Origin of the sequence: Arthrobacter oryzae, assembly GCF_037911235.1 — a bacterium.
GTDB classification, from domain to species: Bacteria; Actinomycetota; Actinomycetes; order Actinomycetales; family Micrococcaceae; genus Arthrobacter; species Arthrobacter oryzae_E.
Genome location: NZ_JBBLYW010000021.1, coordinates 121,657 through 145,233 on the forward strand (window position 1 = coordinate 121,657; position 23,577 = coordinate 145,233).

Below are 23,577 nucleotides of genomic sequence, written 5' to 3' on the forward strand. Positions count from 1 at the left end.
GGCCGCAGAGCCCTTGTAGTTCTCGACGTTACTACCCCTTTGCCGGGAGGTAATGTGATCGAATTGGGTTCAGTTATAGTAAGGCAGCGACTATGAAGGGGATCTGTATGCCTGCTGAACCGAAGCTCACGCTGAGTACCGACGAGGTGCGTGCGTCTGGACTCTTCACAGGGCGGAACATTTACAACATCCCTTATTTCCAGCGGTCCTATAAATGGAACCGCGAACGGACCACCCAGCTTGAGGCGGACGTACTAAAACTCGTTGGCGGGGAAACGGACGTTCATTTTCTCGGTGCAATCATCACTCACCAACGTGCCCGAGCCAATGCTGCCCAGTCGCACATCATAGAGGTTATCGATGGTCAGCAGCGACTCACAACCATCTACCTTTATATCCTGGCGGCAGTAAGAACTCTGATAGACAACGATCAGATCGAAGAGGCCAAGGCCCTCTTCCTCAATTTCCTGGTAGATGGGCTTAGTACGGGCGGTGGGTCGAACCTGCGGCTCCATACAAGTCATGAGGATCGATCGCGCCTCAATATGGTCGTACAGGAGATTCTCGATACCAAGCAATTTGCCAGGCAACTCATCGGTTTCACATTCCGTCGTCTAGCTACTGCTGACGCACAGGACAGCAACAAGGGCAAGGCGATTAAGAACAACTATGCTTCTGCCAAGCGGTTCTTCAAGGCGCAGTTTAAGGAGGGCGGGGCCGAGCGAGTAAGCGCGGTCTATGGTGCCATGCTTGAGCACCTCACCGTCGTTCAAATAGAAGTGCAGGACCCCACAAATGGACCGAAGATCTTCGACAGCCTCAACTCTCGACAGCAGCCAATGACTGCGGGAGATCTGATTAGAAACGACATCTTCGCACGTGCGGCAGACAGCGATCCGTCTGAAGTTAACAGGATCAATGAGGAGGAGTGGCTTCCCTTTTATCGCGGGTTCTGGGTCGAAGACAAGAACTACTTTGATGAGTACTTCTTCCCCTATGGACTAATCCAGAACTCCAAACTTACCAAATCACAAGTTTATAAGGCCCTCAGGGATTCTTGGCAGGGGAAGGAACCAGGGGAAGTCATCCAAGAGCTCGCGACTTACCAATCCCATTTTATGGATCTGGCTGCCGGTGGGAACCGGGCAGGCCACAATGCGGTCGTGGCGGAACGGCTGAGTCGTTTTCACGCCGCCGGGGCTCCCAGCTCCGTTTACCCCTTTATTATGAAACTCTCGGCTGCCATCAGTGCCGGGTCGATGAATGAGGGCTCCGGCCTTGAAATACTGAACGTTATCGATGCTTTCCTTACCCGACGGGCAATATGCGGGATCGAGCCTACTGGTCTTCATGCTGTGTTTAAGGGCCTTTGGAAGGACTGCGGCGCTGAGGTCAATGCATCGAAGGTTATCCAGAAGATCCGGGGATATAGGACTGTTGCATGGCCTTCCAACGAGGACGTTCGCATCGCTGTGGCTACCCGCCCTCTTTACGGGAGTGCGATATCCAAGTACGTCGTGCGCGAGTATGACCGTTCGCTAGGCGGCGACAAGCACAACACTGTGGCACATCTGGAACACGTCTTGCCGCAAAAGCCGACGACTTCCTGGCCATTCTCCAAAGAGCAACATGCCGAACTGCACAATGTCCTTGGAAACCTTCTTCCGCTTTCGCCGAGTATGAACTCGTCCGTAGGCAACGAACCCTACGCGCTAAAGCGTTCGCGATATTCCTCCGATTCAGTCTTCAAGTCTGTTCGCGACTTCGCCAACAAGTACCCAGAGTGGACGCCCGCGGAGGTGAAGGCGCGGAGCCTGGTTCTCGCTGACTGGGCCATTGAACGATGGCCGGAATACGTCTCCGACAAGGTTTGAAATGACCAACCCCGGGGTTGAGTTGTCTTAGCAGAGAATAGCGAGTAGTTGAGCTGCCCGTTCTGGAAGCATATGTATCAGCTGCCGTAAGCGTCTGCAGGACTCTGCACCGAGTTCAAGCGCTCTGAAACGCCGAAGTCAACTATGTTTCCGCAAGTGTATGGATCCGGCCTCCCCGAATGCATAACTTACCAACGGCTCGCGCGGTGGCGAGCCTCTTGACGGCCGTTTTAACGCAGTTCGGCCTCCCCGGATGTGCACGATTCGGAAAGCTTGGACGCAATCGTGCCAAGTCCATTGGCTTAGTGCGGCGCTGTTGATGACCTCAAATGGCGGAACGAATGGCGGGTCTATTTCAAACCAACCTCCGCCACCTCAACCTCAACCCCCGCCTCTATAAACATCTGCACCTGACTCGGGTCGGCGCCGTCGTCCGTCACCAGCGTCCAGGGCAGCGCGAGCCGTGCCCAGGCATGGAACGGCCGCAGCCCTAGCTTGGACGAGTCCGCCAGCACGTACACCTCCCGCCCCCGCCGGGCCATGAGCTCCTTGAGGCGGGTCTGGGCGTGGTCGGCCTCGCAGATGCCGTCCTCCGCAGTGACGGCGTCGGCGCCCAGGAACACCCGGTCAAAGCTCATCCGCTCCAGGGCCGCCTCAGCCAGGGGCCCCACGAAGCTCTGGCTCAGGCTCCGCAGCCGGCCGCCCAGGCAGTCCACCTCGATGCCCTCCGAATCGGCCAGCTCCTGCATGGTGTTGATGCCCGGCGTCGTCACGGACAGCTTTTCGAAGCCGCGCAGTTCGTGGGCCAGGGCACCCACGGTGGAGCCGGCGTCGAGCAGGATGTTCTCCCCGGGCCGGATCACGGACGCCGCCCAGCGGGCGATGGCGTGCTTCTGATCAAACGCCTCGCCCGTGCGCTGCCGCAGCGACGCCTCCGGGTGCGCGCCCAGGGCCATGGCCCCGCCGTAGGTGCGGGCCAGCCGGCCCTGCCCGTTCAGTAGCGCCAGGTCCCGACGGATGGTGGACGCCGTCACCTCGAACCGGGCCGAAAGTTCCTCCACGGAGGCCAGGCCGGTGGTCACGGCAAGGTGGTAGATCTCCTCGCGCCTGGCATTTGCGCTCAGCATTCCCGGTCTCCTTCGCGTGGGCGTGGTTACCATGCTAGTTCCGGCCCCCAACAAAACAGTGCTGCTACACGGCCACGCTGGGCCGGGTGGCCATCTCCGCCGCCTGGTGCAGCGCCTCCACCATGCTGCGCGGATCCGCGATCGCCTTGCCCGCAATGTCAAAGGCGGTCCCATGGTCCACGGACGTCCGGATCACCGGCAGGCCCACCGTGATGTTCACGCCGGCCTCGATGCCCAGCACCTTCACGGGCCCATGCCCCTGGTCGTGATACATCGCCACCACCAGGTCGTAATCGCCCCGGCCGGCCAGGAAGAACAGCGTGTCCGCCGGCAGCGGGCCCGTCACATCGATCCCGGCAGCCTGCGCGGCCTTCACCCCAGGCTCGATCTTCTCCGCTTCCTCGCCCTGGCCGAACAGCCCGTTCTCGCCCGCGTGCGGGTTGATGGCGCACACGCCGATCTTCGGGTTCGGGATGCCCGCCCGGACCAGCGCCTCGTGCCCGCGGCGGATGGTGCGCTCCACCAGGTCCGGGTTGATCTTGCGGATGGCGTCCATCAGCCCGATGTGCGTGGTCACGTGGATCACCCGGATCTTGGGCGTGGACAGCATCATGGACACTTCCTCCGTGCCCGTCAGCTGCGCCAGCAGCTCGGTGTGCCCGGGGAAGATGTGCCCGGCAGCGTGCAGCGCCTCCTTGTTCAGCGGCGCCGTGCAGATGGCCTGCACCCGCCCGGCCATCGCCAGCTCGCTTGCCACCCGGATGTATTCGTACGCGGCATGGCCGGCCACGGGGGAGAGCTTCCCCCACGGCAGGTCCTCCGGCAGCAGCGCCAGGTCGATCACGTTCACCCGGCCCGGCGTGAACACCGCGTCCTCCACGTTCTCGATCGTCACGATGTCCGCCTCGATGCCCAGGACCTCCGCGGCCTGGCGCAGGCGCAGCGCGTCGCCGATCACCACGGGCCGGCACTCGGCGTTGCTCTGCGGATCCAGCACGGCAGCCACCACCACCTCCGGCCCCACCCCGGCGCCATCGCCCATGGTGACGGCCACGTAGGGGAGGGCGTTCTGCTCTGTCTTGCTCGTTGCGGTTGTCATGTCTGCTCCAGATCTATCGGAAGTCGTGCTGGGAAGGGTGGTGGCGGGAGCCGGCGCGGACGTGCCGCGGCGCTCCTGGATTTCGTCGTAAAGCTGTAGGAGGGCCAGGTCATCGCCGAAGCTGCCGGGCTTGGTGCCCACCAGCGTTCCGTCCTCGGCGCTGCTGAGCACCGCCCCGTGCTGCGCGGCCGCAAGCGGCACCAACCGGTGGAGGCCGACGGCGTCCAGGACTTCCCGGGCCGTCTCGCCGCCGGTGAGGATCAGGTCTGCTTTCGATCCCTTTGCTGCCTCGGCGGCGAAGGCGGATAGCGCCTGAACGATGCCGGCGGCTTTCGCCGGGTTCACTGTGCCGGCGGCCAGGGTGACGGCCACGTTGCTGCCGACCCTGAGTAGCTGCCGGGCTTCCTCGAGCTGAGGTTGGTACGCACCGGTGGCGCCCGCGTACAGCGGGTGCAGCCGGATCACGGTGAAGCCGTGCGCTTCCAGCTGCGCCAGCTGCGCCTGCGCAGTTCCGGAGGCGGAGCCGACGACGGCGAGCACCGGCCTGGTGCCTCGCTGCGGTTCCGCGGCGGCTGCGTCAGCCTGCGCTCCGCTTTGCGCATTCCGCGCAAGTTTCGCGGCCAGGCGCTGCGCGAGAGCGTCCGCGGTTCCGCCCGTACCCACGAGGACCACCTGCCGGCCGCCCGCGTTGAAGCCGATCTCCAGCAGGGCGTCCACCACGTGCTCCAGGTCCTGCACGGTCTCGCCGTCAGCCACCACCAGCGCCGGCTGTGCGGAATCCAGCAGCCCGGCCAGCGTCGCGCGAAGCGAGCCGGACCGCACATCGGCCAGGTCCAGGGTCTGCACCGAGGCCGGATCCTCCGGACGGAGGAGCGACGGAATGTTGGCCGGCGGAGAGGACAGTTCGGCCTGCCACAGCTCCGTCTCCGCCAGGGGAGTACCGGCCACCAGCGGCTTGCCGTCGAGGACGGAGCGCTGTAGCTGGGGGAGTGCCCCGGCCACCACGGCGTGGTAGCCCAGGCCGGTCAGCGCGGCAATTTCGGCACGCACGTTGCCGCGCCACAGCGAGTCGATCTTCTTGAAGGCCACCTGCGCGCCGGCAGCTACAGGACCGGAGAAAGCCGCAGCCACCAGCGCTCCGGCAGCAGCCTCAGCAAGTCCGCGCGAGTGCGTATCGGTGACCACCACGTCGGTGACGTGCCCCGGCGAGGAGGCGCCGCCGTCGTGCGTTCCCTCAGCAGTGCCCGTTCCGAGCAGGACCTGCGCGGACAGCCCGTGCTGCACAAAGCAGTAGCCAACCTCGGCGGCGCCGGAGAAATCGTCGGCCTGCACAAATACGGAAGCCACATTGCTCCTCTCCACGCACTAATGATTGGGTCCCGCCAGGTGCGGGATGCATTCATTCTGACACGGTTGCGCGAATCGCGCTAGCAGGGTTGCGCAAATTGCGCAGGAGTGGCAAAGTGATGGAGACAACATTCGGCGCAGCCAACCGGCAGGCCGCCGTCCCCGTACAAACCGAGAGGTCAACGATGACCGTTCTTCCTCAAGGAAGTGAGATTTCCCGCCGCAGGCTGCTGCAGTTCGGCGCCGCGGCCGGGTTTCTGCTGGGCACAGGAAGCCTCGCCGGCTGCGCCGGCCCCACCGGACTGCCGGGCCCCAGCACCCTGACCCTGGCCCTCAACCGGTCCTTGGTCAGCCTGGACAACAAGCTCAACCAGTTCGACGCCGCCGTCACCGTGCAGCGCTCCGTCCGCCAGGGCCTCACCGCCATCGGCCCCGAAACCAAGCCCGTCCTGGTCCTCGCGGACCGCTTCGAGATGACCGGCCCCACCGAGTGGACCGTCCGGCTCCGCGACGGCATCCGCTACTCGGACGGCAGCCCCGTGAAGATCGAGGACGTGGCCAGTGCGCTGAAGATGTACCAGCAGGTGCAGGGCTCGTTCGTGGCCGGCTTCTTCCCCGAGTTCCCCGCGGTGGTGCCGGTGGATGACCGCACCTTCAAGATGGTGTCCAAGAAGCCCGTCCCCATCCTGGACTCGCTGATGAGCATGATCCTGATCACCCCCGCCGCGCAGAACAAGCCGGAGGAACTGCAGGAGGGCCTGGGCACCGGCCCGTACGTGGTCACCAAGTTCAACCGCGGCGCCGGCACCTATAGCCTGCAGCGCAACCCGAACTACTGGGGCCCCGCACCGCAGGCCCGCTGGCCGACGTCCGCGTCCGCGAAGCCCTCAGCTGGGCGATCGACGGCGAGGCGCTGGTGAAGGACGTGCTGGTGGACTCCGTCAGCGCGGCCGAAGGCGTCACGCCGTCCAGCCTCACCGGCTACCACAAGACCGGCACCTACACCTACGATCCGGCGAAGGCCAAGGCCCGGCTCGCGGAACTCGGCGTCAAGGACCTCACGCTGAAGATCATCTGGGAAACCGGCGAATTCGCGTCCGACACCTCCGTGATGGAGGCCCTGGTGGAGATGTTCGGCGCCATCGGCGTAAAGACCGAGCTGCAGCAGTTCGAACCCGGCGGCAACATCCTGGCCTGGCGCCAGGGCAAGCAGGGCGACTGGGACCTGCTGGGCAACGGCTTCAGCAGCCCCACCGGCCTGGCCATCACCATGATGCAGGGCATGTACGCCGGCACCCCGGAAAAGGAAAAGACCCGTGACACCTACCAGGGCTACGTCATCCCGGACGTGCAGGCCAAGATCCAGGCCGCCTCCTCCGAGGTGGACCCGGCCCGCCGACAGGAACTCCTGGCCGTGGCCCAGCAGGCCATCTGGGACACCTGGCCCTGCGCCTGGGCGTTCGTACCCAAATCCGTCCTCGCCCACCGCGAGCGGGTGTCCGGGATCAACCTGGCACCCACCAACTCCTACCCGCTCGTTGATGCACGGCTGGAGGCCTAAGCCATGACGAACTACATCCTGAAGCGCCTGGGACAGGGCCTGCTGACCGTGTTCCTCACGGTCTCCACCGTCTTTGTCCTCATCCGCATGGCCCCCGGCGATCCCGCCGTCTCCTACGCCGGACCGCTGGCCACCACCGAACAGCTCGACGCCGTCCGGGAACAGTTCGGCCTCAACAAGCCGGTGCTGGAGCAGTACTGGATCTTCCTGCAGCAGCTGTTCACCGGCAACCTGGGCCAGTCCTACTCCTTCCAGGCCCCCGCCATGCAGGTGGTGGCGGAGCGGATGCCCTACACGCTGACCCTGGCCACCGCGGCCATCCTGCTCACCGCCGTCGTGGCCATCCCGCTGGGTGTGTGGATGTCCCGCCGCCCGGACACCGGCAAGGAACTCGGCGTCAACGTGCTGACCATCGCCGGGCAGTCCATGCCCGACTTCTGGACCGGCATCATGCTCCTCACCGGCTTCGCCGTCCTGATCCCGATCTTTCCGGCCTCCGGCTTCGCCACCTGGGGCGGGCTGGTGCTGCCCACCGTCACCATCGCCATCCTGCAGATCGCGCTGATCTCGCGGATGGTCCGGCGCGAAATGACCGCCAACTTCGCCGCCCCGTACCTCACCGTGGCCCGCTCCCGCGGCGTCCGCAGCTCGGTGCTGACCTGGCGCTACGCCATGGGCAACTCGGCCATCCCCGTGTTCACCGCACTCGGCACCCGGTTCGCCGCCATGCTCAACGGCGTGGTGGTGGTGGAAGTGGTGTTCGCCTGGCCCGGCGTCGGCTCCCTGATTGTCCGTGCCCTCGAAACCCGCGACTACCCCCTCATCCAGGCAACGGTCCTGCTCACCGCACTGCTGGCCGTGGGCGTCCAGCTGCTGATCGACCTCGCCTACCCGCTCCTTGATCCCCGCGTTCGTCTTGGAAAGGCGGCAACAGCATGAGCCTCGACACCGCAACCCCCGCTGGTTCCTCCGGCGGCGCCGGAAACGCAGCGCAGCCGTCACGGCAGCCGAGCCCCAGCGCCGTCACCAAGGCGGACATCGCCGCCGCCGGCGCCACCCGCCGTCGTAATGCCGCGAAGTGGAAGCTCATCGTGGGCACGGTCTGCACCCTGCTGGTGATCATCCCGATCATCCTGGCCCAGGTGCTCCCGCTGCCGGACGCCAACTTCCAGGACCTCTCCGCCCGGCGCCTGCCGCCGTTCACGGACGGGCACCTGTTCGGCACCGACCAGCTGGGCCGCGACCTCCTCTCCCGCGTGCTGCACGGCGGCCAGGTCTCGCTGACCATCGGCCTGCTGGCCGTGCTGGTCTCCGGCGCCATCGGCATCATCCTCGGCGCGGCCGCCGGCTACTTCGGCGGCTGGGTGGACACCATCGTCTCCCGCCTCCTCGAAGCGCAGATGTCCCTGCCGCTGCTCATGATGCTGCTGCTAGTGGTGGCCCTGTTCGGCCCCTCCATCCCGGTGATCACCTTCGTGATCGCCATCGCCCAGTGGCCCGAAGTTGCCCGCCTCACCCGCTCCATGGTGCTGGTGGAACGCGAAAAGCCCTACGTCTCCGCCGCCCGGATCCTGGGCCTGCACCGGATTCAGATCCTGATCCAGCACATCATCCCCAACGTGATCAAGCAGGCCACCCTGGTGGTGCTGCTCCTGCTGGCCCAGGCCGTGCTGCTCGAGTCCGCGCTCAGCTTCCTGGGTGCCGGCCCGCAGCGCCCCTTCGCCACCTGGGGCCGCATCATCTCCGACGGCCAGGACTACATCACCACCTCCTGGTGGATGGTCACCCTGCCCGGCCTGGTGATAGTGCTCATGGTGGTGGGCGTCAACCTGCTGGGCGACGGCCTCCGCGACCGTCCCCGCCGCAAGAAGAAGGGTGCCTGACATGACTGCACAAACTCCCGCTACGGCTCCCGATTCCGGCCACCGGGCGCAGCCCAAGCCCGCCGGGCAGCCCGCCTTCCAGGAGCAGCCGCTCCTGGAGGTCCGCGACTTCCAGGTGGAACTGATCACCGACGCCGGCATCATCCGCGCCGTGGACTCCGTCAGCTTCAGCATCCACCGGGGCGAGACGGTCACCATCATCGGTGAGTCCGGTTCCGGTAAATCGACGACGGCGATGGGCATCCTCCGCCTGCTGCCCGAGGACCTGGCGGTGCTGTCCGGCACCGTGCTGATCGACGGCGTCGATGTCACCGCCGATCCCAGGGCGATCGACAAGGTGCGCGGCAAGACCCTGGCGCTGATCCCGCAGGACCCCATGACGGCGCTCAGCCCGGTGCACTCGATCGGCAGCCAGCTCTTCGAGGCCATCCGGATCGCCGGAGCCGCCTCCGCCAAGGACAAGGGTGCCCTGCAGGCCCGGGCCGTCCGCCTGCTGGAACAGGTGCACATCCCTACCCCGGAGAAGCAGCTGAAGAAGTACCCGCACCAGCTCTCCGGCGGCATGCTGCAGCGCGTTCTCATCGCCATTGCGCTCGCCAGCGAGCCGCAGCTGCTGGTGGCGGACGAGCCGACGTCGGCCCTGGACGTCACCGTGCAGGGAGGCATCCTGGACCTGCTCCTGGAACTGCAGGAGCAGCGCGGCATCGGCATCCTGATGATCACGCACGACCTCGGCGTGGCCCGGCTGATCTCGGACCGCATCCACGTGATGAAGGACGGCCGGTTCGTGGAGTCCGGCGACGTCCAGCAGATCGTGGATCAGCCCGCCACCGAGTACACCCGGGCCCTGCTGGCCGCCGTGCCCGTCCTGGGCCCGTGGGACGAAACCCCCGCCGCCACACCCCTGACCACAACTGGAGCAAAGCCATGACCAAGCCGTTCCTCGCCGTCGAAAACCTCGTGGTGGACTACCACGTACCCGGCGGCACCTTCCGGGCCGTTGACGACGTGTCCTTCTCCGTGGACAAAGGCAAGACGATCGCCGTCGTGGGTGAATCCGGCTGCGGAAAATCCACCATCGCCAAGGCGCTGATGCGGCTGGTCACCCCCACCAGCGGACGGATCGAGCTGGACGGCACGGACATCGCTTCCATGAGCGAAGCCAAGCTGCGGCCCATGCGGTCCAAGTTCCAGATGGTGTTCCAGGACCCGTACGGTTCGTTGGACCCGCACATGACGGCGCAGGAGATCGTGGCCGAGCCGCTGAAGCTGCAGGGTGTTAGGTCCAAGGCAGAGCGGCACAAGGCAGCCGCCAAGCTGATCGACCAGGTGGGCCTGCCCGTCGCGTCCCTGGACAAGCACCCGTCCGAGTTTTCCGGCGGCCAGCGCCAGCGGATCGGCATCGCCAGGGCGCTCGCGTCCAAGCCCGAACTGCTGGTCTGCGACGAAGCCACCAGCGCGCTGGACGTGTCCGTGCAGGCACAGGTGCTGCGGCTGCTGAAGTCCATCCAGGACGAAACCGGCATCACCTACGTGTTCATCTCGCACAACCTTGGCGTAGTGCAGGAGATCAGCGATAGCGTCATGGTGATGCAGCGCGGCAAGCTGGTGGAACACGGCTCCACCGCGTCCGTCCTGACCGCCCCCAAGGAGGACTACACCCGCAAACTCCGCCGCGCCGCGCTGGACCCCTCCACCATGACGGGCCTGAAGCCGCGGCACCTGGTCCGCTCCCTGGCGCTCGCCGGGCAATCGAACTGAGCCCAGGCCTGAGCCTTCTGAACTTTCTGACCAACGCAACCACGAGGAATCAACGCATGAGCAAGCAGCCCGAAGGCGCCCAGGTGGACGGCCTGAAACTTCCCATCTCCCGGCTGGTCCTGGGAACCATGACGTTCGGCGACACTGTCGATGAGGCCACCGCGGGGCGGATGGTGGAGGAAGCGCTCGACGCCGGCATCACCACTATCGATACCGCCAACGCCTATGTGGGGGGTGTTACCGAGGAGATGCTTGCGCGTCTTTTGAAGGGGCGCCGGGACGAGGTCATCCTTGCCTCCAAGGCGGGCATGCCGCACGCGGACCACGGCTCCAATTCGCCCCTGTCGCCGGCGGGTCTTCGTGCCAGTGTTGAGGGGAGCCTTCGCCGGCTCGGCGTGGACAGCATCGACCTGTTCTACCTGCACCAGCCGGACCGCGCCACGCCCCTGCGCGAGACCCTCGCCGCCGTGGCCGAGCTGTTTGCCGAGGGCAAGATCGGCGCCCTGGGCGTTTCCAACTTCGCCGCCTGGCAGATTGCCGACGTCATCCACACGGCGCGTGAAGTCGGGGCGCCGCGGCTCGTCGTCGCGCAGCAGCTCTACAACCTGGTGGCGCGCCGGGTGGAGGAGGAATACCTCGAATTCGCCGCCACGCACAACGTCCACACCATGGTCTACAACCCGCTTGGCGGCGGCCTGCTCACCGGCAAGCACAGCTTCGACGCCAAGCCCACCGAGGGCCGCTACGGCGACTCCAAGCTGGCCGCCATGTACACCCAGCGCTACTGGGACCGGCAGCTGTTCGTCGCCATCGAGGAACTCTCCGGCATCGCCAACGGTGCCGGCATTACCTTGGCCGAGCTCTCGCTGCGGTGGCTGGCCTACCGGGACGGCGTGGGTTCCATGCTGCTGGGCGGTTCCAAGGTGGAACAGCTGCAGTCCAACATTGCCGCCGTCGCCAACGGGCCGCTGCCGGCCGACGTCGTGGAAGCCTGCGACGCCGTGGGAACCTCGCTGCGGGGCCCGATGCCCGCCTACAACCGCTGACTCACTCCTCGAAACACCCGGCCCCGGCCGCACCTACGAACCCCCGACCTGAAGGTAGAAGATCCCCATGACATCCGAACTGGCCCTCGAATTCGCCCGCAAGATCCGCGCCCGGGAACAGGCCGTGGGCTACTGGGCCGTGCTGGACGCGCCCGTGGCCACCGAACGCATCGGCCGGCTGGGCTATGACTATGTGGCCCTGGACGCCCAGCACGGACTGCTCGGCTACTCGGGCGTCCTGAACGGGCTGATGGCCATCGACGCCGGGCACACCGCCGTCGGCATGGTCCGGGTGGAAGACAACAACCTGACCGCCATCGGCAAGGCGCTGGACGCCGGCGCCGTGGGCGTCATCGTTCCGCTGGTGAACACGGCAGAGGACGCCGCCGCCGCGGTGGCCGCCGCCAAGTACCCGCCGATGGGCGGCCGCTCGTACGGGCCCATGCGCTCCGCCCTGCGGATTGGCCCGAAGCCTGCCGACGCCAACGCGGCCACCCTGGTGTTCGCCATGATCGAGACGCCGGACGGCCTGGCCAACGTGAAGGAAATCTGCGCCACCCCGGGCCTGGACGGCATCTACGTGGGCCCGTCGGACCTGGCCATCGCCGTGGGCGGGGCCTTCCCGGGCGATCCGGCCGTCGACACCGAATTCAACGCCGCGCTGGAGACCATCGCCGAGGCCGCCGCCTCCGCGGGCATCGCCGCCGGCATCCACACCCCGGCGGGGGAGGTGGCCGCCCAGCGGCTGAGCCAGGGCTACACCTTCACCACCATCGCCTCGGACCTGACGCACCTGGAACAGATCGCCAAGTCCCACCTCGACGCCGCCCGCTCCGCTGCCGGCACCAAGGAGAGCTGACCCCATGCAGAACACCACCACCGACGCGTACAGCACCATCACTCCGGACGGGACCGTGAAGCGGGCGGACGGCGCGGACTTCGCCTACCTCCCGGCGCCCACTGTGCAGAGCCACGCCGCCAACCTCCTCACCCTGCCCGACGGCCGGCTGGGCTGCGTCTGGTTCGGCGGCACCCAGGAAGGCGTGCCGGACATCTCCATCTGGTTCTCCACCCTGGAGCCCGGCAGCAGCCAGTGGTCCGAACCGGCACAGCTCTCCGACGATTCCACCCGCTCCGAGCAGAACCCCATCCTTTTCACCGCGCCTAATGGGGCCCTGTGGCTGCTGTACACCGCGCAGAAGGCGGGCAACCAGGACACCGCCGAGGTCCGCCGTCGTACGTCAACGGACGGCGGCCGCACCTGGGGCGAGGTGGAAACGCTGTTCCCCGCGAACGAAACCGGCGGCGTGTTCGTCCGCCAGCTCCCGGTGGTGCTGCCGTCCGGCCGCCTGATCGTGCCGATCTTCCGGTGCATCACCACGCCGGGGGAGAAGTGGGTGGGCAACAGCGACGACAGCGCCGTGATGATCTCCGACGACGCCGGCGCCACCTGGACCGAGCACGTGCTGCCGGGCAGCCTGGGCTGCGTCCACATGAACATCCAGCCGGTGGCCGACGGAACCCTGCTGGCCCTGTTCCGGAGCCGCTGGGCGGACTCGATCTACGAATCCCGCTCCACCGACGACGGCTCCACCTGGAGCGCGCCGGTCCCCACCGAGCTGCCCAACAACAACTCCTCCATCCAGTTCACCGCGCTCGCGGACGGCCGCCTGGCCCTGTTGTACAACCACAGCCGGGCGGAGGAGAACACCGAGCGCCGGCTGTCCCTCTACGACGAAATCGACGACGACGGCCTGGCCGAGGAACAGGGACAGCTGGCTGAGCCGGTTCCCGGCGCTGCTTCGTTGGGCGGGGATGAGCGGCGCGCCTTCTGGGGAACGCCGCGGTCCCCCATGACGCTGGCGATCTCCGAGGATTCCGGGCGCTCGTGGCCGATCCGGCGCAACCTGGACGTGGGGGACGGGTACTGCCTCTCCAACAACTCCCGCGACGGGCTCAACCGCGAATACTCCTACCCGTCCATCCACCAGGGCCCGGACGGTTCCCTGAACATCGCGTACACGTACTTCCGGCAGGCCATCAAGTTTGTCCGCGTTGACCCGCAGTGGGCGTACGAAGGAACCACCACTCCTGGCGGGGACGAATGACGAAGCACGCAGTTGTCACCGGCTCGAGCTCGGGAATCGGCAAGGCGATAGCCGAGCGCCTGCTCGCCGAGGGGTGGCGGGTGACCGGCCTGAGCCGCAGCGAGTCTTCTTTGGGGGAGGGGTTTCAATGGCTGCGGGCTGACCTCTCTGAGCCGGAATCGTTGGGAAGCGTGGTCGAGGCCGTGGGGCCGGCCGACGCCCTGGTCCACGCCGCCGGATTCCAGCGGACCGCTCCCTTGGGGGAGCTGGACCCTTCGGCTTTGGCGGGGATGTTTACGGTCCACGTGGCGGCGGCCAGTGTGCTGGCCAACACCCTGGTGCCGTCCATGCCCGACGGCGGGAGGGTGCTGCTGCTGGGCAGCCGCACCTCCACGGGGTCGCCGGGCAAGAGCCAGTATGCCGCCACCAAAGCTGCGTTGATGGGGCTGGGCCGGACGTGGGCGCAGGAACTCGCGCCGCGGGGGATCACCGTCAACGTCCTCTCCCCGGGCCCGACCGACACCCCAATGCTGAACGACCCCGGCCGGGCAGCCACCCCGGTGCGCATGCCGGCCCTGGGCGCCCTGGTGGACCCGGAGGATGTGGCCGCGCTGGCTGCCTTCCTGCTGGGGCCGCACGGGAAGTCGATCACCGGCCAGAACTACGTCATCTGCGGAGGAGCCTCGCTCTAACCCCGACGCTCTCTCACTTCCTGCCCCTTGCCGGTTTTCGGCTTCGATGAACCTTTCGGATCGTTCGTCTGGTCCGTATCGGGCTCTGGCACGTTCAACTCGTGCAAGAGCCCGATAGCTTTTCCCAGAGCGGTGTTCGTGCCTTCAAGTTCACGGATCCGGCCCTTGAGCTGTTCGACTTCGGACTCATGTTGGGCGATCTCCTTGGCGCGCGCTTTCTCAAACGCGGACCACTCGCCATTTGTGCGGGCCATATTCCCATGCTCTCGTGGAATGAGATTCCGGTCGAGGTCACCCTCCTGAATCATCTTCCGCCACCGCCGGAACGTCCATTCAGTCACTGGTTGGGAGGCAAGCCATTCCTTCCTCGTCCCTTACGGCTGCACGTAATACTGATGCACCAGTTCCCGGATCTCATCACGGCTAATACCTCGCGGACCAACAGTCATGGCTGCTCCTGCTCCCTTCAATCACTGACTGACTCACAACCAGCCTGACGTAGAGGGCTTTTCCCCGGACCCTCTCTCACATCCGGGGCCTTTTCCCCTGACGCTCTCGCACTCGTGTCCGCTCGTTGTTCACGTCCGCAACGTGCCGCTTACAAGTGCGTGCGCTACATGTAGCGGCTGCCTTTCGTTGACGCTGACGGAAGAATCGGGCATAACGTAGTCCCGCCGTCGTCGTTCTATCCGTTCCTGTCGGCCTGGTGGAGGAATCCTTGCGCCCGTGACAAAGTCAGTCGATTCGCAGCGGCGCCTGCCTATGGGATCTCAGGGCGTCGAACTGCTCCTGCCAGAGGGCCAGCTCCTCGTCCACGGATCGCCGGCGGGCTGGCGTCCATTTTGGCCAGATCTCCGATGCGGCCAGGGCCTGTGCCGGGCGCTGCCCCCGGTTCTGGGACGGGGGCTGCGGACGCTCTCGCGCCGGTTGTGCTGCCCGGGCCGGAGCAAGGGCAGGGGCCCGGCGCTGGACCTTGGCTGGGGCGCCCGTGGTGCCGGCGGCCTTCCTCTTCTTCCGGCCGGGCAGCTCGACGAGGTACGCAATCCCCAGGCACAGGTTGCACACGGCCCAGACAATGCCGGACAGAACCAACATAGCCAAAAGGAAGGCGACCCACAGTGCTAAACCGAAGGCTAGGGCGATAAGGAGCAACATGGTCAATTTTAGCTTCGGCACGCTCAAATGGGGCAGGGTGCGCAGAGGAATCGCGCTTAGCGCCTCGTCTCGTACCTGGTCAGGACCACGCCGCCGGGAAACGTCCGCGTCTCCACCAGCTTCAGGTTCACCCAACCGTCCAGCGCAGTGAAGAACGGCGTGCCGCCGCCCACCAGGACCGGATGGGTGGCCAGTGCGTACTCGTCGATTAGTCCGGCCCGCATGGCCGCCCCGGCGAGCGTTGCGCCACCGACGCTCATCGGGCCGCCGTCCTCGGCCTTGAGCCGGGTGATCTCGGCGATCGTGTCGCCGGTGACCAGGCGGGTGTTCCAGTCGACCTTGTCGATCGTCGAGGAGAACACCACCTTCGGTGTGTCCCGCCAGTTCCGCGCGAATTCGATCTCCGCCTGGGTGGCGTTGGGCTGCTGGTCGCCGGTCGGCCAGTAGGAGCTCATTGTCTCCCACAGCTTGCGCCCGTACAGCGACAGGCTGCTTGCCCGCTCCTGGTCGAGCCACCACTGGAAGAGTTCGTCGCTCGGCCCGCTCCAGCCGATGTCATCGCCGGCCGCGGCGATGTAGCCGTCCAGGGTCAGGTTCATGCCGTAGATCAGCTTCCGCATGGCGCCAGCCTTCCGTCCGTCGGTCTCCAGCTCATAGACCAGCACGGCGCGGGAACCTCTGTCGTCCGCACATGATCAGCAGCATCCTGCCCCAATGACTTCCGTCGTGCAAGAGTCGCCGTGATTATGGCAGTTTGAGTGGGGACCGGGTTTGCAGTTTGGTTTGGGCCCACTTCGCGGCTCGCCGGTTGATGAATCGCAGTTTCAGTTGAGCCCACTCCACGGTTGATTCCATCAGGATGTTTTTCCAACGGTGGAAGGCAGTGATGGAATCGAGAGTGGAGCTTTTCGCGAGGATACGCCGGGGATGCCAGGATCAGGGGTTTATCGATCCGGTCTCTTGCCAGGAGCACCGCGTCTCGCGCAGAACGGTCAGACAGGCGTTGGCGTCCGCGGAACCGCCACCGCGCCGGATGCCCGCCCGCGCGGCGCCGAACTTCTCTTCCAGGTGCTCACCGAACGTGAAGAAAAGGCATCCGAGGCCATCGCCACCAACGAATCCTTCTCCGGCTGGACCAAAACATTTACCGACCCACGTTTGTGCGCTGCGATTGTGGACCGGCTGACCTTCCAAGGAACCATCATCGAAACCGGCACCGACTCCTACCGGCTTGCCACACGGTGGCCCAGCCCGCGGCTAGCTAAGTCGTCAAGAACGCGACGACACGTCGGAGTTCTTCAAATGGGCTGCGGTCTGAAGCGTCCAGAGGTCGGGACTATTCCACTACGAGATTCTGATGCCCATCGATTAGCTCTCGGACGATGTCGAGGTGGCCCGCGTGGACGGAAGTCTCGGTGAGCACGCGAAACAGGACCTCACGCCCATTGGACATCGGTTGTGCGTCGAACACGCTGGTTGGAGGCCACCAGCGGGGAGGGGCATCCAAATCGATCTTCGCAAGGACCTCATCACTTCGAGTGATTTCACGCTTGTAGATGTTGATGGCCGCGGCTCCGGTCATGGGTTCGGACGTCCAACCGTTGTGAAGTTCGGTAATTGCCCTGTCATCACCACCGAGGACAGCCGATATCCAGAACATCTCGTCGTCGAAGGCCAGGTGGTTGAGCAGCTGCGTCATTGTCCAGCCCGAAGGGTCCAAGGTTCGACGCATCTGATCGTTCTCGAGGCCGTCGACTGTTCGAAGAACATGTCTTCTCTCACTCGCCAGCTGAGCAAGCAATTGGGCGTCGCTCAAGTTGCGGGCTCATATCCGACAAGCCAGTGAAGTCCATGACGATCAATGACCTGGCCATCAGAGGCGCCCCACGGCTTTGGCGAGAGTGGATCAAGCACTGACCCGTCAACGGAGAGTTTGTCGAACCACTCGTGGAGGACCGTCGGTTCGGCGGTTCCCAGCAGCGAGAGCATGATGCCTTCGAGCCGGACCGTTGTTTGGCCTTCGGCTGCGTCCGAACCTGCCAGAGCAACGACGCCGTTGAGCACTCCATGAGCTACGGCTTCTGGTGGGCCGTCGCTCCTGCCGAAGTCCTCGTACGTGTGCAGGGACAGTTCACCGCCGAAAACATCCGCGTAAAAGTTCAAGGCTTCCCGCGCCGTTCCCGGGAAGAAGACATAGATCTGGGGCCCCGCCATGCGCCCATTAGTCTTGGGCGTCAGGGCGGTGCTGTCCTTGACCCGGTCGATGGTGGCACCCCAGCCCTCCCGGGCACCTCCCAGAATGAGCTTTTGCACCTCTTCGATGTCCAGATGCTCAGAAAACTGAACTGTGAGGACGAGCTCCGTTACCGTGCCCAGGTCGGTCAGCTGCACCGTGACAACAGGGGCAGTCAGTTCGCTCTCGCCGTCGAGTTCGGGCCAGCCTCCAACCGCTCCCCAGCGGAAGACGAGTCGTTCGTCGGGAACAATCTCCAGGTAGATCCCACCGGTGGGATAGCTAAGGTTCTCGTCGACGATCATCTGCTGTTTCCACGTTCCCCCAACCCGGAGGTCGACCTCGATGGGTGTGGTGGGTGTGGGCATGTCGGGGTTATAGAACCAAGCCAAATGCTCAGGGTCAGTCCAAGCTGTGAACACGGCATGCCGCGATGCAGCCAAAGTTCGGGTAAGGGTGAAGCTTCGATCTTGTGTCGGCAAGTCGGTCATCATCTATCCTCCAGTTCAGTGAAAGCATCGGGGCGGTCGGGGTTTATGGCGAGCTGTGCGTCAAGGCGATCCAGCCGCGTGCTCAGGAAATCGCGGTACGGGCGCATCCATTCCTCAACCTTTTGTAGCGGCGCAGGTTGAAGCCGGCAGTTCCTCCACTGGGCCGATTTGGACTTAGTGATCAGCCCGGCCTGCTCGAGCACTTTCAGGTGGCGCGATACCGAGGGAACGCTAATCGAGTGCGGAGCGGCTAGTTCTGTCACCGTTGCCTCACCCCGCTGCAGTTGCGCCAGCAGAGCACGGCGGGTGGGATCCGCCAGCGCAAGAAAAATCCTACTCAGTTCATCCATTTGCGCCCCAGCCTAATTACGCATCAACGTAAATACAAGACCGGGAGGTCGCTGATGCTGTCAATATTCTCATCGCCGCATGGATGGGGATGAGGATGAGCGGCAAACAAGGCAACAACTGATGGTCCTCGATGCCCCCTTGGACCTACTCAAAACTCCTGACGAACCTATCCATCCGGCGGTGTGCGGGCGCAAGATGATGGCAAGTGAAGCTGCCCGGGCGCGGCTTTGAGGGAGGAGTGCTGGTCATGGCCATTTTCGACGGATCCATTATCATCGGCCGACCGCCGTCCGTGGTGTTCGACGTGGTGGGAACGCACCTCTTCGAAACGCAGCCCCAGTGGGAGGACGGGATAGTTGCCATCCGTCCCGTGACGGGTGGTCCAATGGGTGTGGGCAGCAAGGCCGTTATGGAGCGCCTGGACCTGGGCGTCTGGCGCCACGAGACCGACTACCGGTGTGTTGTTTTCGATCAGGACCGGCTGGTGGTGATGCACAACGACAGTCCGGGCACGCACGTGGTGTTCCGGCTTTCGGTGGCGCCCGCCGGTGCCGGGGAGACGCTGCTGAGGTTCCGGCTGGAAGTGCAGCTCACCGGCGGCCAGCGGATCTTCGAGCCGCTGGCCAAGATGGTGCTCGGGCCCGCAAGGCGGAAGACGATGGAAGACATCAAAGAGTATGTGGAGACTGCCACCGCCGCGGACGGTTTTGAACCCGCCGCGGGGACGGCCGGCCCTGCCGCCGGATTGCCCATGCCGGAACTGCCCGGTGTGTCCCACCGGTGGATCGATGTGCGCGGGCTGCGGATGCACATCGCCGAGGCCGGCAGCGGGGAGCCGCTCATCCTACTCCATGGGTTCCCGCAGCACTGGTGGGAGTGGCACGGCGCCATCCCGCGCCTGGCCAGGCACTACCGGGTGATCGCCGTGGACCAGCGCGGCTTCGGCTGGACGGACGCGCCCGGTGACGGTTATAACGCCCGGACCCTGGTGCAGGACATCGCGGGGCTCATGGGTGAATTGAACATCCGGCGGGCGCGGTTCCTCACGCACGACTGGGGCGCCGTGGTGGCCCAGCTCCTCGCCATGGACCGGCCCGAGCTCGTGGAGGCGCTGGTGGTCACGGGTGCGCCCGACGTCCACATCAAACCGAACGCCGGGCTGCTGCGCGTCTTCCCCAAACTGTGGCATGTCTTTGCCATCGCGGCTCCGGGAATCGGCCCGCGCCTCGCCGGCAACCGGAAACTGATGCGGCACCTCTTCACGGCGTTCGATCCTGAGGGCGGGGTCAGCGAGGCGGATATCCAGCTGTACCGCGCGGCAATGGCCCAGCCCAGGAGGGCGGCGGCGGGCTCTGCGCTCTACCGGACCATGCTCGTTCCGGCGTTCATGGCCATCATCGCCGGCGCCTACGCCAAACGCGACCTGCCGGTGCGCACCCTCGTCATCGTGGGGGCAGCCGAACCGTCCGGGACGCTGCAGGGCATGGGGCACTACCCGGGCCGCGGCGGCAATATCACCACCGAGATCCTCCCCGGCGAGGGGCACTTCCTCGTGGACCACGTGCCCGGTCTGATCGCCCAGAAAGCCTTGCGGTTCTTCGCCTAGCGGATCCCGTGCTCCGGGTTCTGCCGCACCGGGGAGTAAACCCCATTTGCACGTTTGTGCACCCGCGGCCGGCAGTCCGTGCACGCCGTCGGGCAGCCCCGTCATGAACGCTGAAGCGTACTGACCAGTAACAACGGTGCGGGGGGGCGGCGGCAACACCGGGAAGCGGCACGTCCGCGGGGACGGCTTTGCGCGCGCACGTTTGTGCAGAACGGATCCGCAGCGGCGGCCGGGCTGCCTAGCATGGGAAGCCTGGCCGGGCATGGGGGAAGTTGCGACGCCCGTCACAGCCGACCGGCCGCTGACACACGAACAAAGAGGTTTTTATGTCGCTGCTCACCCGAGCCATGTCCATCACCGCGGCCGCCGCCCTGGCCTTGTCCCTCAGCACGGCACCGGCCCAGGCCGGCGTGATCGAGGTGTCCCCGCCGGGAGCCAACGACTGGTCCTGCAAACCAACCGCCGAGCATCCGTATCCAGTCATCCTGGTGCCTGGAACGTTCGAGAGCATGGCGAAGAACTGGTCCACCCTGTCGCCGTACCTCAAGAGCGCCGGATACTGCGTCTTCGCCCTCAACTACGGCGAGACGAACGGCGTCTATGCCACCGCCCCGGTCGCCGACTCCGCGCAGGAACTCGCCCCCTTCGTTGATGCGGTACGTGCTGCCACCGGTGCCAAGAAGGTGGATCTTGTGGGCCACAGCCAGGGCGGAATGATGCCCCGCTACTACATGGGCTTCCTCGGCGGTGCCAAGAATGTCAACAAGCTCATTGGCATCGCACCCTCCAACCACGGCACCGAAGGCGTCATCGTCCCGCCGCCGGGCTTTGTCGCGGATCCGGACTACACCGGCCTGGGCTGTGCAGCCTGCGCCGACCAGCAGGCGGGCTCGGCATTCATGCAGAAGCTCAACTCCATCGGCGACACCGTTGCGGGGCCGTCCTACACCGTCATCTCGACGGTCTACGACGAAGTGGTCATTCCTTACAACAGCCAGTTCCTTAACGGCCCGGCCCGGCAGGTCACGAACATCACCATCCAGGACAAGTGCCCGGCTGATCCCTTCGAACACGACCAGACGCCGAACGACCCGGTGGTGCACCAGATCGTGGCCCATGCACTGGGCAATCCTTCGGGGCCCGCAGACCCGGCATATCAACCCGCCTGCGTCTAGCAGTCGGCTGAACCACTGACTCACGACGGCGGCCGGCAGCAAAGCCGGCCGCCCGCCGTCGTTAGTGACTACTTGGGGGAGATCAGGGCGTCGAACTGCTCCTGCCAGAGGGCCAGCTCCTGGTCCACGTCCCGCCTGCGCGACGGAGTCCACCTGGGCCAGATGTCAGATGCTACGCGGGTCTCGGCCGCGGCCTGCTCGGGACCGGGGGGATTGCTGCGCTTGGAGCTGCCGGCGGGTTTCAGCGGCGGCTTCGGCCCGGAGGGCCCGCGGGCCGCGTTCCGCCTGGAGGCCCCGCGGGGCGCTTTGCGCTTGGAACTGGCAGCCTTTTTCAGACTGACGAGCCAGTGCCAAACTTTCTCAAGGCCGACTAGGAGACCGAGCACGCTCCAGATAATGCCGAGCAGGAGCAAGGCCACGACAAATAATGCGATCCACAGCAGGATCCCCGCTAAAGGGATGAGGAAAATCATCGTCTTTTAGAGTGCGGCGTTGTGTAACTTGCTTGCGGCCCGCCAGCTCGGCGGCGGATTGACTTTCAATGCCATCGTGATTGCCCCATTTGCTGCAAGCATTCGTCATGAATGCGAACGGTGCTCCGGCGGATGCCGTTGTGTAGCTCACCCTATGCAGGGGGTCTGACAGTTCATGACGCGCAACAGATCAGAGTCGTGCCGGCTCGCATTTGGAGCTGCCGGCCAGGGTCCTCGCCTATGCACATCGACGGCCGGAAACCGGGGATTGCGAATTGCCAAAAGGCACTATTCAGCGGGTGAATTCTGCCGCAAGATAACTGAATGAAAAAGATCCTGGCAGCCAGTTTCGCAGCAGTAGTCATGGGCCTCAGTGGAATTGCCGCAGCGGTCCCAAGCAATGCGGTCCCGAGTGCCGCGGCCTCAGAGTCATCACATATCGCGGGACAAATCATGGTTAAATTCCGCGACAATGGCGCGGCAGCCGGTGTGCTTCGCCAGCATGGGCTCAAGGAGGGCGCCGGAATCGGCAGCACCGGCGCTCAACTCATCAAAGTGCCGGCTGGCAAAGAACTGAACCTCATCGAAGCGTTGAGCCGGAACCCGGCAGTTGAGTACGCAGAGCCAGACGAGGTCGTTACCGCAACTACGGATGACCCTTACTTCGGCCGCCAGTACGCCCTACAAAATGAGGGTCAACCATTCACCAACACGCTCAACACGCTGTCTGTGGCCAAGGGCGAAGCGGACGCTGATGTGGACGCCGTCGAAGCATGGACCGCCACCAAAGGAGGCGGCACCAGGGTTGCCATCATCGATTCAGGTGTGGCAATCGACCACGAGGACATCTCGCTGAGGGTCGTTGCACGGACCAACTTCAGTGACACGAAAATCGTCAACCCTGAGGACTACGACAAATACGGCCACGGCACCCACGTCGCCGGCATCGTTGCCGCCGTCCACAACACCACCGGTGTCGCCGGTGTGTGCCCGGACTGCACCATCCTGGATGCCAAAGTGCTCAACGACAACGGGTCCGGTTCCAGCTCGGCCATTGCCAAAGGCATCGACTGGGCGGTGACCAACGGTGCCAAGGTGATCAACATGAGCCTGGGACTGCGCGTTTCATCACGGACCCTGGAGACCGCCGTGAATAACGCATGGAATCAAGGTGTAGTGATAGTTGCCGCAGCTGGCAATACCGGTACCCAGGCCAAGATCTACCCGGGCGCCTATCCCAACGTTATCTCCGTGGCTGCGACAGACAACACCGACGCCAAAGCATCTTTCTCAACCTATGGCAAGTGGGTGGATGTCGCGGCGCCGGGTGTCAATGTCTATTCCACCTTCCCGATCCACCCCTTCGTACTCGGTACGCAGAACGGCCGGTCCACGGGCTATGACGTTGCCAGCGGCACCTCAATGGCTTCACCAATCGTTGCTGCCACTGCCGCTCTTGTCTGGAGCTCGCAGACTTCCCCTACTAACGCAACCGTCCGGGCAAAGGTCGAATCAACCGCCGACCCGATCCTTGGCACGGGCACCAACTGGGCCCACGGCCGCGTGAACGCCTGCGCCGCGGTAGATTGCCTCCCTTAGTTCTTCGCTGCTGGCGG

At 65.0% G+C, this 23,577-nt stretch carries 23 protein-coding genes and 2 pseudogenes; 15 read left to right on the top strand and 10 right to left on the bottom strand.

What is annotated here, in order from left to right; all coding sequences use genetic code 11:
• Window positions 1–107 precede the first annotated feature (107 nt).
• On the top strand, window positions 108–1,874 hold the full coding sequence (locus WMN78_RS06840) for a DUF262 domain-containing HNH endonuclease family protein (protein ID WP_340532812.1): 1,767 nt from the start codon (window positions 108–110) through the stop codon (window positions 1,872–1,874).
• A gap of 350 nt (window positions 1,875–2,224) precedes the next feature.
• Here WMN78_RS06840 and WMN78_RS06845 read toward each other — a convergent pair whose 3' ends face one another.
• Both WMN78_RS06845 and pdxA read right to left on the bottom strand, forming a co-directional pair.
• Entirely contained in the window at window positions 2,225–3,001 is a 777-nt protein-coding gene (locus WMN78_RS06845) for a DeoR/GlpR family DNA-binding transcription regulator (protein WP_340532813.1), read from the bottom strand.
• A gap of 64 nt (window positions 3,002–3,065) precedes the next feature.
• Window positions 3,066–5,447: a 4-hydroxythreonine-4-phosphate dehydrogenase PdxA gene (gene pdxA, locus WMN78_RS06850; protein WP_340532814.1), complete on the bottom strand. Its 2,382-nt coding sequence runs from the start codon at window positions 5,445–5,447 to the stop codon at window positions 3,066–3,068.
• Between the two features lie 119 nt (window positions 5,448–5,566).
• On the opposite strand from pdxA, the gene WMN78_RS06855 reads away from it, so the two are divergent.
• The 10 genes from WMN78_RS06855 (at window position 5,567) to WMN78_RS06900 (ending at window position 14,477) form a co-directional block, all read left to right on the top strand.
• A complete protein-coding gene (locus WMN78_RS06855; RefSeq protein ID WP_340532861.1) occupies window positions 5,567–6,367 on the top strand; it encodes an ABC transporter substrate-binding protein in 801 nt (266 codons plus the stop codon).
• On the top strand, window positions 6,346–7,008 hold the full coding sequence (locus WMN78_RS06860; protein WP_340532864.1) for an ABC transporter substrate-binding protein: 663 nt from the start codon (window positions 6,346–6,348) through the stop codon (window positions 7,006–7,008). Before WMN78_RS06855 ends, WMN78_RS06860 begins: the two co-directional genes overlap by 22 nt.
• Window positions 7,009–7,011: 3 nt before the next feature.
• A complete protein-coding gene (locus WMN78_RS06865; RefSeq protein WP_340532815.1) occupies window positions 7,012–7,947 on the top strand; it encodes an ABC transporter permease in 936 nt (311 codons plus the stop codon).
• Complete coding sequence (locus WMN78_RS06870) at window positions 7,944–8,891, top strand: ABC transporter permease (protein WP_340532816.1); 948 nt, start codon at window positions 7,944–7,946, stop codon at window positions 8,889–8,891. The genes WMN78_RS06865 and WMN78_RS06870 overlap by 4 nt, the downstream gene beginning before the upstream one ends.
• Before the next feature lies 1 nt (window position 8,892).
• The gene (locus WMN78_RS06875) at window positions 8,893–9,822 is read left to right on the top strand and encodes an ABC transporter ATP-binding protein (protein WP_340532817.1); all 930 of its coding nucleotides are present in this window, start codon (window positions 8,893–8,895) and stop codon (window positions 9,820–9,822) included.
• Window positions 9,819–10,652 carry an ATP-binding cassette domain-containing protein gene (locus WMN78_RS06880; protein ID WP_340532819.1) on the top strand — a complete coding sequence of 278 codons (834 nt, stop codon included), beginning with the start codon at window positions 9,819–9,821 and terminating at the stop codon, window positions 10,650–10,652. Before WMN78_RS06875 ends, WMN78_RS06880 begins: the two co-directional genes overlap by 4 nt.
• Before the next feature lie 56 nt (window positions 10,653–10,708).
• Window positions 10,709–11,698, top strand: a complete 990-nt coding sequence (locus WMN78_RS06885; protein WP_340532820.1) for an aldo/keto reductase — start codon at window positions 10,709–10,711, stop codon at window positions 11,696–11,698.
• 67 nt (window positions 11,699–11,765) lie between these two features.
• Complete coding sequence (locus WMN78_RS06890) at window positions 11,766–12,557, top strand: HpcH/HpaI aldolase family protein (protein ID WP_340532821.1); 792 nt, start codon at window positions 11,766–11,768, stop codon at window positions 12,555–12,557.
• 4 nt (window positions 12,558–12,561) lie between these two features.
• Window positions 12,562–13,806: a sialidase family protein gene (locus WMN78_RS06895; protein ID WP_340532823.1), complete on the top strand. Its 1,245-nt coding sequence runs from the start codon at window positions 12,562–12,564 to the stop codon at window positions 13,804–13,806.
• Window positions 13,803–14,477, top strand: coding sequence for an SDR family oxidoreductase (locus WMN78_RS06900; protein WP_340532824.1), 675 nt, complete (start codon window positions 13,803–13,805; stop codon window positions 14,475–14,477). The genes WMN78_RS06895 and WMN78_RS06900 overlap by 4 nt, the downstream gene beginning before the upstream one ends.
• Here the strand turns inward: WMN78_RS06900 and WMN78_RS06905 are convergent.
• From WMN78_RS06905 to WMN78_RS06915, 3 genes are all read right to left on the bottom strand, one after another.
• Window positions 14,474–14,731: a hypothetical protein gene (locus WMN78_RS06905; protein WP_340532825.1), complete on the bottom strand. Its 258-nt coding sequence runs from the start codon at window positions 14,729–14,731 to the stop codon at window positions 14,474–14,476. The genes WMN78_RS06900 and WMN78_RS06905 overlap by 4 nt on opposite strands.
• Window positions 14,732–15,212: 481 nt before the next feature.
• Complete coding sequence (locus WMN78_RS06910; RefSeq protein WP_340532826.1) at window positions 15,213–15,572, bottom strand: hypothetical protein; 360 nt, start codon at window positions 15,570–15,572, stop codon at window positions 15,213–15,215.
• Window positions 15,573–15,688: 116 nt separating this feature from the next.
• The gene (locus WMN78_RS06915) at window positions 15,689–16,252 is read right to left on the bottom strand and encodes a dihydrofolate reductase family protein (RefSeq protein ID WP_340532866.1); all 564 of its coding nucleotides are present in this window, start codon (window positions 16,250–16,252) and stop codon (window positions 15,689–15,691) included.
• A 424-nt stretch (window positions 16,253–16,676) separates the two neighbouring features.
• Here WMN78_RS06915 and WMN78_RS06920 point away from each other — a divergent pair.
• Window positions 16,677–16,868 (top strand): annotated as a pseudogene (locus WMN78_RS06920) (ATP-binding protein); the annotation flags it as partial.
• Window positions 16,869–16,968: 100 nt separating this feature from the next.
• Here the strand turns inward: WMN78_RS06920 and WMN78_RS06925 are convergent.
• From WMN78_RS06925 to WMN78_RS06940, 4 genes and pseudogenes are all read right to left on the bottom strand, one after another.
• Window positions 16,969–17,448 carry a DUF664 domain-containing protein gene (locus tag WMN78_RS06925; protein ID WP_340532827.1) on the bottom strand — a complete coding sequence of 160 codons (480 nt, stop codon included), beginning with the start codon at window positions 17,446–17,448 and terminating at the stop codon, window positions 16,969–16,971.
• Window positions 17,445–17,846, bottom strand: a complete 402-nt coding sequence (locus WMN78_RS06930; RefSeq protein ID WP_317780791.1) for a VOC family protein — start codon at window positions 17,844–17,846, stop codon at window positions 17,445–17,447. The genes WMN78_RS06925 and WMN78_RS06930 overlap by 4 nt, the downstream gene beginning before the upstream one ends.
• 48 nt (window positions 17,847–17,894) lie before the next feature.
• Window positions 17,895–18,359, bottom strand: a pseudogene (locus tag WMN78_RS06935) (SRPBCC family protein); the annotation flags it as partial.
• Window positions 18,356–18,706, bottom strand: coding sequence for a metalloregulator ArsR/SmtB family transcription factor (locus tag WMN78_RS06940; protein ID WP_340532828.1), 351 nt, complete (start codon window positions 18,704–18,706; stop codon window positions 18,356–18,358). The gene WMN78_RS06940 and the pseudogene WMN78_RS06935, both read right to left, overlap by 4 nt.
• A 206-nt stretch (window positions 18,707–18,912) precedes the next feature.
• On the opposite strand from WMN78_RS06940, the gene WMN78_RS06945 reads away from it, so the two are divergent.
• Both WMN78_RS06945 and WMN78_RS06950 read left to right on the top strand, forming a co-directional pair.
• Window positions 18,913–20,313, top strand: coding sequence for an alpha/beta fold hydrolase (locus tag WMN78_RS06945; protein ID WP_340532829.1), 1,401 nt, complete (start codon window positions 18,913–18,915; stop codon window positions 20,311–20,313).
• Window positions 20,314–20,639: 326 nt separating this feature from the next.
• On the top strand, window positions 20,640–21,488 hold the full coding sequence (locus WMN78_RS06950; protein WP_340532830.1) for an esterase/lipase family protein: 849 nt from the start codon (window positions 20,640–20,642) through the stop codon (window positions 21,486–21,488).
• Window positions 21,489–21,556: 68 nt separating this feature from the next.
• Here WMN78_RS06950 and WMN78_RS06955 read toward each other — a convergent pair whose 3' ends face one another.
• Window positions 21,557–21,961, bottom strand: coding sequence for a hypothetical protein (locus tag WMN78_RS06955; protein ID WP_340532831.1), 405 nt, complete (start codon window positions 21,959–21,961; stop codon window positions 21,557–21,559).
• A 363-nt stretch (window positions 21,962–22,324) separates the two neighbouring features.
• Here WMN78_RS06955 and WMN78_RS06960 point away from each other — a divergent pair, with 363 nt between their 5' ends.
• Window positions 22,325–23,560, top strand: a complete 1,236-nt coding sequence (locus WMN78_RS06960; RefSeq protein ID WP_425341128.1) for a S8 family serine peptidase — start codon at window positions 22,325–22,327, stop codon at window positions 23,558–23,560.
• The last annotated feature ends 17 nt before the right edge of the window (window positions 23,561–23,577 follow it).